A 9,485-nucleotide genomic window follows, 5' to 3' on the forward strand; every position below is an offset into this window, starting at 1 on the left:
CGGGTTAGCGACGTGGCTGCGACGCGGAACGGTCCTTGCTGTCGCCTTGTTGCTGACGCCGCTCGTAGCCATAGCCGTAGCCCTTGGCATCGTCGCGGCCGTCATCGCGCTTGTCGCTGCTGCGCGTGCCGGCCTTGTCGTTGCGCGGGGCCTCACGGGCATCGTCGCGGCGGTCGTCCCTGGCCACCATGAACGCGCCACCCGGGTCGTACGGATTGGCGTGGGCGGGTGCGGTCAGCATCCATCCCAGTGCAGCCAGACCAACGATCCATGTGTGACGTGTGTTCATGTTGTCTCCTTGTGCGGGGGCGATGTCTCGCTCCCACGCTTCGCAGTTTGGGTGGGGAAAGTAAGCGTGCTGTTTCACGCAGCCGCCATTTTGTAACGCTTTGTAACCGGATGCGAAGCGCGCGAGAGCCGCGCTATAGTTGCCGCATGCAAAAAGATCTGATTTACGTGACCGACGACGACCCCGGCATCCGCGAACTGGTGGCCGAATATCTGGGCACGCAGGGCTACGCGGTCGAGACGGCGGCCGATGCGGCGGCGCTGGACCGGTTGCTGGCAGCGCGCTTGCCGCAGCTGGTGGTACTCGACTGGATGATGCCGGGCGAGGACGGCCTGTCGGTTGCCCGTCGGCTGCGCGCGCAGCCGGGGTTTCCCCCTATCATCATGCTGTCGGCCAAGGGCGAGGATATCGACCGCATCATCGGACTGGAGGTCGGTGCCGACGACTACCTGCCCAAGCCTTTCAACCCGCGCGAATTGCTGGCGCGCATCCGTGCCGTGCTGCGGCGGCATGCAGCTGCACCCGCGCTGTCCGCTGCGACGCCGGCCAGAATCTTTGCTTTCGGACCTTTCGTCGTCAATCTCGATGCCCGCAGCCTCACCCGCGATGGCAACGAAATCGTGCTGACCGGTGGCGAATATGAACTGCTGGAAATTTTCGTCAGCCATGCCAACCGCGCGCTGTCGCGCGACTGGTTGATGGATCAGTTGCGCGGCTTCGAACGCGATCCGTTCGACCGCAGCATCGACGTGCGGGTGAATCGCCTGCGCAAGAAAATCGAGGACGATCCGGCCAGTCCGGCTTACATCCGTACTCAACGCGGACTGGGATATTTGTTTGTGCCGCGGGGCAAAGATTAGTACTCTGCCGAAAAGGGTGTTTTGCGCCATTCTCACGCAATTTGATCGGTGTCCTTTAGGCTTAGGTAGGCCCACCTGATAAAACCAAAATGATTTCTGCTTCTTCCAGAACGGGCAAAAAGGAACAGCGGCGCCATGCGCGGCTGGTCACATTACAGAACGCGCAGATCCGTTTTGGCGAAGGTGAGGCCATTCCGGCCGAAATCCGTGACTATTGCCAGACGGGGCTGTACGTGGCCTTTCCCGGCGAGCGCACACCCGACGCCGCCCTTCCGGCGCTGGTAGGCGATTCCGTGCAGGTGGTGTTTGAAGTGGGCGCTTCCGGCGCATTTCGGTGCAAGGGGCGGGTCGCGCATGTGTCGCCCGGTGGGGTAGGTGTTTTTACCGCCACCCTGCCCGAAGGGGTTGTACAGGCCTTGCGAGCGGCAAGCGGACATCTTGCCCAGCCTGATTCCGACAGGGGCGGCGATGACCTGAGCCCGCAGCAGATTCAGGCGTTGCAACTGGAATGCACCAGCCAGTTCCGCAGCTTTCTGGACAGGGTGATGGAGGACTTCTTTCAGCGCGCAGAGGAGCGTCTGCGTGAGGCGGGTCAGGACGAGCCGAGCTTTCTGGAGCGCTCCCGTTACGATTATGGCATCCAGGAACTGACACAGCGTCGCAGCCGGATCGAAGACGTTTTTTTCAATGCCGTACGCGACCGCATCTCGTATATCGAGGCGGACACGGAAGCCTCTTTGGGCGCGCCCACAGCGAAAAAACTATCCCTTGTCGACGAGGCTGAATTCGAGGACTGGCTGAGTTTGTCGGCGGTTATCAAGCAGATCGAGTCGGCTATTGCGACCCCACTCGGTGAGTTCGAGCAGCGCTACAGCAGGCTGATCGGCATGCCGGTCAACCGGAAAAACAATTCCCTTGGTCCGGAAATGATCGGCCGTGCTTTCCAGGATGCCATCCAGGTGCTGGATTTCTCCAATCCCATGCGGGCGGTTCTCTACAAAACGCTCGGGCAAGCGGTGTCGAACCATAGTTTGGCGCTTTACCAGCAGCTCAACCAGACGCTGGTTTCCCTGCAACCGGCCACCCTGCCCGAGTCGGGCCGCGGCAAGGCGAAATCGAAGCCCGCCGCAGCGGCAGAGGCTCAACCCGTTGAAAGCGACAAGCCGAGGCCGGATCTCGCCGAAATCGCGGACACGCTGAACGCACTCTACAAGCAGGATCAGGCGGGTACGCTCCAAACGCCGGAAAGCGCCGACTACAGTCTGGATCGTATTCTGGCGACCCTCAACCAGTCTCAACGACGTGCAGCCAGTGTTGCAGCGGAGGCGCCTGCAGCGCGATCCAGTCGCCAGATGGGCGCTGCCTCGGGGCAGCCGGCTGTCGCGCGGCCCGAGATCCTGCAAGTGGTCAGCCGCATGCAACAGACCGCCCGCCAGATGGTCGGGCGCGATGAGTCGGCGCTGCGACCTCCCGGGTCGAGCAGCGCCGGGGCGACGTTGCCGGAGGCCAGCCTGCGCGAGTTGCAGTTCGCCCTGGATAGCTTGCCACGCGTGAGCCAGGCAACGGCGGGCATGCCGTCTTCATTGGCCGATCAGATCGATGCGCATATCGCATCGAGCGGGGGCGGTGCCAGATGGATTGCGCCGGACCATCGGCGAATTCTGGATACCACCTCGGATTTGTTCGCCCGGGCACGGGCGGACTTCGTGCCCAGTTCGGACGTGGAGTTGCTGGTGAAGCGGCTGGAGCGCCCGCTGCTCAAGCTTGCGCTGCAGGACGCCAATTTCCCCAATTTGCCTAATCACCCCGCCCGGCAGGTGCTCAATCTCATTGAGCAATACGCCGTGGCGGCGGATGACAAGGGCAAGTTTTTTGATGCCAAGCTGCAACGCTTCCTCTACCTGCTGGTGGATCGTGTTTGCGCTCGGGCCGACGAGGACCCCGGCATTTTCGAGGGGGTTCGCGACAGTCTGGAAAAGGTGTTGTTGCCAATCCTGCAAGTCCGCAGAACACGGGTGGCACGCCTGCAGGAAGCCAGCGAGGGACGGGAGCGCATCCGTTCGGCCCGCACCCGGGTCAACGCGGCACTGGAGCAGCGCCTGGCGGGGCGCGAAGTGCCCGCCATGTTGTTGCGCCTGCTGGATGCGGGCTGGCGCCAGTATCTCGTTCTGCTGGAAATGCGCCATGGCACGCAGGGTGACTTGTGGGACGCAGGCCTGGCGGTGCTGGATCGGCTGCTTGCCTGGCTCGACCCTGATCGTGCGGATGTGTCCCGCGCCCCTGAAGCAGCCCAGGCATTGCTGAACGAGGTCGAACGCACGCTGGCAACGGTCAATGTCGACGCCAAGCTGTTGGCTGCATTCATGGATGAGTTGGGCGACAGGCTGGCCGATGCGTCGTCGTCGTGTCCCGCAGCCGCTGCAACTGCCACCGCGATGGTGTTGGTCCCCCCGGGCAGATTGGCTGCATCAAAGGGTGAGGGAGGCGATGCGCCCGCGCATCGTCGGCTGGCGGAACGCCTGCGAGTGGGCGACTGGTGGGACTTCAGTCTGGACGACGGCAAGGTTCCGATGCAGCTTATCTGGGTCAGCCAGCCGCCATTAGGCTGCGCCTTCGCCAACCGTTCCGCGACCAGCAAGACCGCGTTCACGCTGGCCGAGCTTTCCCGGCGCATGCAGAATGGGCTCGTCAATCCGGGCAAGGATCTGGATATGCCGCTGTTCGAGCGCTCGGAGCATGCCTTGTTCGATGAGACCTATCAGCGCATGGTGCATCAGGTCATGCACGACCCGGTGACGGGATTGCTCAATCGCAAGGGTTTCATGCATCACTTGAGCCATCTGGCCATGCCGGACCAGGAGGACAAGGCACACGCGATTGGCATCATCGAGTTTGACCAGTTCCGCATGATCTACAACACCTGCGGTGTGGCGGCGGCAGAAAGCCTGGCGCGCAGTCTGGCCAACGAGGTTCGCGCGCAAATCGGCCCTGATGCCGCCATCGCCACGTTCCGCGACGATACCCTGGCGATTCTGCTGCCCAACTCCAGCCGGGACGACGGTTGCCAGGCCGTCGATAGCCTGCTCAAGCAAGTGAAGGATTACCATTTCCAGCATGGTGAGCACAGCTACAGCATCGGTTTCAATATCGGCTTGACCGAATATGCGCCGACCCGATTCAGCGCGACAGAAGCCATCCGGCATGCCGACTCGGCGTGTATCACGGCAAAGTCGATGGGGCGCAACCGGATGCAGATTTATGAGCAGTCCAGCCCGCAGTTGCAGTCCCAGGAATCCATGATGGATTGGGCAGGACGCCTCGACTCCTTTCTCAAAGGCAGTGGCTTGTATTTGCGCTGCCAACAGGTGATGCCCATCCGTACGGACAACACCTCGCTTCTGCCTTATTACGAGATTCTGCTGGGTATCGATAGCGAGGCCGGACAGGAAGTCAGTCCCGTGCACTTCGTTCCCGCAGTAGAAAGCCTGCAGCGTTCACACGAACTGGATATTTGGGTGATGCGGAACGTGTTCGAATGGATCAGAGCCAACCCGGCGGGTTTTGCGTCCCTGGGTGGGTTCGCCATCAACCTTTCGGCCAACTCGCTGAGCAATCCCGAGGTGATGAGCTATCTGCAGCAGGTACTGCCGGGCAGCGACATCCCTACCCACAAAATCGCCTTCGAAATCACGGAAACCGCTGCCATCGAAAGCTATGGCGCCGCGCAGGATTTCATCCGGGAAATTCGTCGCTTTGGCTGTAAATTCTCGCTGGACGACTTTGGCAGCGGCTTCACTTCTTACGCCCACCTGAAAAACCTGCGCACCGATACACTCAAAATCGACGGCGGCTTCGTCAAGGACATGCTGCAGAATTCAGACGACTACGCCATGGTCAAGTCGATGAACGACATTGGACATTCGCTGGGTCTGATCACGGTGGCCGAATACGTGGAATCACCCCTGATCCTGGAAGCCCTCCGCGAAATCGGGGTTGACTATGCCCAGGGCTACGCCATTCACAAACCCTGCCGTATCGATGAACTGTTGTCGGCGCGGGAGCCGGTATTCATCAAGTGACTGCCCGTTGGCGGCGAAACCTGCGGCCGGCTCAGTCGGGATTGGCCGACGCCATTTCTGGTGGGGAAGTCATTTCAGGTTCCTGATCCATGCCCCATTCTCTCTTTGCCCGCACCGCACTGACGCTGGCGCTGGCTTTCATCGTGTTTCAGGCGGCTGCGTTCTGGGTGGTGTATCGCACCCTGATCGTGCCGGTGGCAGAGCGTTCGGCGAATGATCTGGCAGGCCTGATCGTGCTGTCGGCGCAAACCTGGGTGGAATTGCCGCCGCAGACGCGCGCGGCGTTCGAGCGCGAACTGGCGAAGCGTCACGGTTTGCGCCTGACCACCGTCGATGTCGGTGCGACAGCCAGCGCGCCGCCCTTCACTTTTCGCACGCAGATCGAAAGCGCGCTGAATCAGCGTCTGGGCGAGGCGGTGGCCTTGCGCGGCGTGCCGGGTTCGGCTGCGGCATGGCTGGACATTCCGCTCGGCGGGCACGACTTGCGGGTGGGATTTTTCCCCGATCGCTATGCCGTCCAGACGCCGCTGGCCGCGGTGGCGGTGGTCGCGCTGGGTACCTTTCTGAGTCTGCTGACGGCGCTGCTGCTGGTACGCCGCATCACGGTTCCGCTGGCGCGCGCGGCGCAGGCGGCAGGTCAGGTGGGGGCGGGGGAGCTGCCCGAGGCCCTGCCGGAAACCGGCCCCGCCGAACTCGCCGAACTGGCACGCTGCTTCAACAAGATGGCGGCCGAGGTGCGTGAATTGCTGGATAACCGCACCACCTTGCTGGCGGGCATCTCGCACGATTTGCGTACGCCGATGACGCGTCTGCAGCTCAATCTGGAAATGCTGCGCGACGATGCCAGCCCGGCGGACACCGCCCGCGCCAGCTCTAACCAGGCGCGTATCGACCGCGCGGTCAACGATCTGGTTGAAATGAACCGGTTGATCGGCGGTTATCTGGAACTGGCGCGCACCACCCGGGCCGAACCGCGCGCGCGCTTCGACCTGGCGGCATTGCTGCATGAGGTGGCGGCGGAAGCCGGCTTGCCCTGGTCATCCGCCGCGCCCTGCGAAATCGAGGCGGGCCGCCTGGCACTGCGGCAAATCGTGGCGAACCTGATCGAAAACGCACAGCGCTACGGCGGCGGCACGCCGGTCGAGCTGGCGCTGGAATGTGCGGAACAATCGGCCAGGGTAATTGTGCGCGACAGCGGCGCGGGCATTCCCGAGGATCAGCTGGAAAAGGTATTCAGGCCGTTTTACCGGCTGGAAGCCTCGCGCTCGCAGCAGACAGGGGGAACCGGGCTGGGGCTGGCGCTGGTGCGTCAGCTGGCGGAAACAAACGGGTGGAAGGTGGGACTGGCCAACCGGGCAAGCGGCGGGCTGGAAGCCGTGCTGGAATTGCGCCGGCGATAAAATCAGGTGCGCGGCATCTGCGGGCAATACGCAGGCTGGCGGCGCAACACGCGCAGCTCGATGAACAGCAGCGTCAGGCTGAACATCGACATCTGGTTCGTACTGCCGTTAAACAGCGCCAGCGGTGAGCGGGACAAGGCCAGGCTCACGTTGATGCATCGATTCAGTTGCATTACACACTCGGCTGGCGGGCAAACAGGGAAAACTGCACGAACAGCAGCGACAGGCTGGTGAGGCTCATGCGTTCGGTATGGCCGTAGAACCAGTCGAAGGGCGAGCTGCTGAGGGCAAGGACGAGTTGGGTTTGGCCGAAGTTGAGTTTCATGATGCGCTCCTGGTTGCGTTTGGATGCCTTACTACATGCAATGCCTGTGCCATCCGCCCTGCGTGTTGGCCGCTGTTTGGAAAGCCCATATAAATCAATAGAGTATTCAGGACTTGCTCGCCGGCGGCAGTATCGGGCGGCGCGCAGTTTGATGAAAACATGACAGTCCGCGTCGAACTGCCAAACAGGGGACGGCCGCAAAGCGGCCGCAGCGGGCTGGCAGGGTAGAATCCGCCCTCCCGCATCACTGAGTCAGGGTGCGTCCGCGCACACAACCGCATGATCCAGCTTAAAAACATTTGCCTCCGGCGCAGTTCCCGGGTGCTGTTCGACAACGCCAACGCCACCATCAACCCCGGCGAAATGGTCGGCCTGGTGGGGCGCAACGGCGCCGGCAAATCCAGCCTGTTCGCGCTGTTGAACGGCACCCTGCACGAGGACAAGGGTGACTTTTCCATTCCGTCGCAGTGGCGCATGGCGCAGGTGGCGCAGGACATGCCGGAAACCAGCGAGTCCGCGACCGATTTCGTCATCGCCGGCGACACGATGCTGGCGGCCGCGCAGGCTGAAGTCACCGCTGCCGAAGAAAGCGACGACGGCGAACGCATGGCGCACGCCTACATGGCGCTGCACGACGCCGGCGCCCACGATGCGCAGTCGCGCGCGCAGGCGCTGATCCTTGGCTTGGGATTCCAGGTGCGCGAACTCGGCCAGCCGGTCAACAGCTTTTCCGGCGGCTGGCGCATGCGCCTGCAACTCGCCCGCGCGCTGATGTGCCCGTCCGACCTGCTGCTGCTCGACGAACCGACCAACCACCTCGACCTCGACGCGCTGGTGTGGCTGGAAGCCTGGCTGAAAAAATATCCCGGCACCATGCTGGTGATCAGCCATGACCGTGAGTTTCTCGACGCCGTGACCAACGTCACCCTGCACATCGAAAACGGCCAGCTCACCCGCTACGGCGGCAACTACAGCACCTTCGAGGACATGCGCGCCGAGCAGATGGTGTTGCAGCAGGCGGCCTATGCCCGCCAGCAGGACAAGATCGCCCACCTGCAGGACTTCATCAACCGCTTCAAGGCCAAGGCCAGCAAGGCCAAGCAGGCGCAAAGCCGGGTCAAGGCGCTGGACCGCATGGAAAAGCTGGCGCCGATGCTGGCGAACGCCGAATTCACCTTCGAGTTCCAGGAACCGCAGAACCTGCCCAATCCCATGCTGACGATCGACGACGCCAGCTTCGGCTATCCGCCGCCCGCCGGCGCGCCCGCTGGCACCCCGCCGACCGTGATCGTTCAGCACGTCAGCAAATCCGTTTTCGCCGGCCAGCGCATCGGCATTCTCGGCGCCAACGGCCAGGGCAAATCGACGCTGGTGAAAACCGTCGCGCGTGAGCTGAAAGTGGTCGCCGGCGAAGTCATCGAAGGCCGCGGCCTCAACATCGGCTACTTCGCCCAGCAGGAACTCGACGTCCTGCGTCCCACCGATACCCCGCTGGAACACATGATCCGCCTCGCGCGAGACACCATCGCCAACGGCGGTGCCGGCCAGTTCAGCAGCCGCGAGCAGGACCTGCGCAACTTCCTCGGCACCTTCAACTTCAGCGGCGACATGGTCAAGCAGGCGGTCGGTACCATGAGCGGCGGCGAAAAAGCGCGCCTGGTGCTGTGCATGATCGTGTGGCAGCGTCCCAACCTGCTGCTGCTGGACGAGCCGACCAACCACCTGGATTTGGCCACGCGCGAAGCGCTGGCGATGGCGCTCAACGAGTTCGAAGGCACCGTCATGCTGGTCAGCCACGACCGCGCCCTGCTGCGCTCGGTGTGCGACGAGTTCTGGCTGGTCAGCCGCGGCGGTGTCGAACCGTTCGACGGCGACCTCGACGACTACCAGCGTTATCTGCTGGACGAAGGCAAGCGCCTGCGCGAAGAGTTGAAGCAGGCCGGCAAGCAGGCCGAAGCGCCGGTGGTGAAAGCCGTCGAGCCCGCGCCGGTGGCGGCGAAGAAGCCGGTGTCATCGGGCAAGATCAAGTCGCTCAGGCAGAAGCTGGAGAAGCTCGACAAAAGCATGGCTGCGTTGCAGGCGGAAAAAGCGGCGTTCGAAGCCCGTTTGGGCGGCACGCTTTCCGTCGAGGAGATCACCGAAACCGGCAAGCAGCTTCAGCATGTCATTGACGAACTGGCGATTGAAGAGGGGGAGTGGCTGGAGTTGTCGGGGGAGATTGAGGCGCTGGAAGCGGCGGGGGCTTAGGCGTATACCCTGAAGGGCCGCCACCCCCGGCCTCCCCCTTTGGAAAAGCACCCTGAAGGGCATAAAGGGGATTGAGGGGGATTTGACGTCGTTAGCTTGACCACTGCCCGTTGGCCGGGGGTAGCCCGGCGGCTAGTCACTTTCTTTGTCAATGCGACAAAGAAAGTAACCAAAGAAAACGCACCCCGACATCCCCGAAACCCCGGAAATTGAGCCTGCCGGGTGGGCGGCAAAGAACTCGCCCCGCTTTTGTAATGCTTGATTGATTTTTGTGAGCGGGGCTCA

At 62.6% G+C, this 9,485-nt stretch carries 7 protein-coding genes; 4 read left to right on the top strand and 3 right to left on the bottom strand.

All coding sequences use genetic code 11. The features are described from left to right. Positions 1-4: 4 nt before the first annotated feature. On the bottom strand, positions 5-289 hold the full coding sequence (locus IV098_RS04205) for a hypothetical protein (protein ID WP_296886560.1): 285 nt from the start codon (positions 287-289) through the stop codon (positions 5-7). 146 nt (positions 290-435) lie between these two features. Between IV098_RS04205 and IV098_RS04210 the strand changes: the two genes are divergently transcribed. The 3 genes from IV098_RS04210 to IV098_RS04220 all read left to right on the top strand — a co-directional run bounded on the left by IV098_RS04210 (position 436) and on the right by IV098_RS04220 (position 6,628). Beyond that, positions 436-1,149, top strand: coding sequence for a response regulator (locus tag IV098_RS04210; RefSeq protein WP_296886561.1), 714 nt, complete (start codon positions 436-438; stop codon positions 1,147-1,149). A gap of 89 nt (positions 1,150-1,238) precedes the next feature. Further along, positions 1,239-5,228: a DUF1631 family protein gene (locus IV098_RS04215; RefSeq protein ID WP_296886562.1), complete on the top strand. Its 3,990-nt coding sequence runs from the start codon at positions 1,239-1,241 to the stop codon at positions 5,226-5,228. Between the two features lie 89 nt (positions 5,229-5,317). After that, positions 5,318-6,628, top strand: a complete 1,311-nt coding sequence (locus IV098_RS04220; RefSeq protein WP_296886563.1) for an ATP-binding protein — start codon at positions 5,318-5,320, stop codon at positions 6,626-6,628. 2 nt (positions 6,629-6,630) lie between these two features. On the opposite strand, the gene IV098_RS04225 is transcribed toward IV098_RS04220, so the two are convergent. Further along, positions 6,631-6,801 (bottom strand): hypothetical protein, encoded by a 171-nt coding sequence (locus IV098_RS04225; protein WP_296886564.1) that lies wholly within the window; start codon positions 6,799-6,801, stop codon positions 6,631-6,633. Further along, positions 6,801-6,953 (bottom strand): hypothetical protein, encoded by a 153-nt coding sequence (locus tag IV098_RS04230; RefSeq protein ID WP_296886565.1) that lies wholly within the window; start codon positions 6,951-6,953, stop codon positions 6,801-6,803. The genes IV098_RS04225 and IV098_RS04230 overlap by 1 nt, the downstream gene beginning before the upstream one ends. A gap of 279 nt (positions 6,954-7,232) precedes the next feature. Between IV098_RS04230 and IV098_RS04235 the strand changes: the two genes are divergently transcribed. Continuing rightward, positions 7,233-9,200 (top strand): ABC-F family ATP-binding cassette domain-containing protein, encoded by a 1,968-nt coding sequence (locus tag IV098_RS04235; RefSeq protein WP_296886566.1) that lies wholly within the window; start codon positions 7,233-7,235, stop codon positions 9,198-9,200. Positions 9,201-9,485: the final 285 nt, after the last annotated feature.

It is taken from the genome of Thiobacillus sp. (assembly GCF_018780105.1).
GTDB lineage: Bacteria > Pseudomonadota > Gammaproteobacteria > Burkholderiales > Thiobacillaceae > Thiobacillus.

Coding starts and splice junctions, on each gene's coding strand:
- IV098_RS04205 (WP_296886560.1), bottom strand. CDS start 289: ATGAACACACGTCACACATGGATCGTTGGTCTGGCTGCACTGGGATGG.
- IV098_RS04210 (WP_296886561.1), top strand. CDS start 436: ATGCAAAAAGATCTGATTTACGTGACCGACGACGACCCCGGCATCCGC.
- IV098_RS04215 (WP_296886562.1), top strand. CDS start 1,239: ATGATTTCTGCTTCTTCCAGAACGGGCAAAAAGGAACAGCGGCGCCAT.
- IV098_RS04220 (WP_296886563.1), top strand. CDS start 5,318: ATGCCCCATTCTCTCTTTGCCCGCACCGCACTGACGCTGGCGCTGGCT.
- IV098_RS04225 (WP_296886564.1), bottom strand. CDS start 6,801: ATGCAACTGAATCGATGCATCAACGTGAGCCTGGCCTTGTCCCGCTCA.
- IV098_RS04230 (WP_296886565.1), bottom strand. CDS start 6,953: ATGAAACTCAACTTCGGCCAAACCCAACTCGTCCTTGCCCTCAGCAGC.
- IV098_RS04235 (WP_296886566.1), top strand. CDS start 7,233: ATGATCCAGCTTAAAAACATTTGCCTCCGGCGCAGTTCCCGGGTGCTG.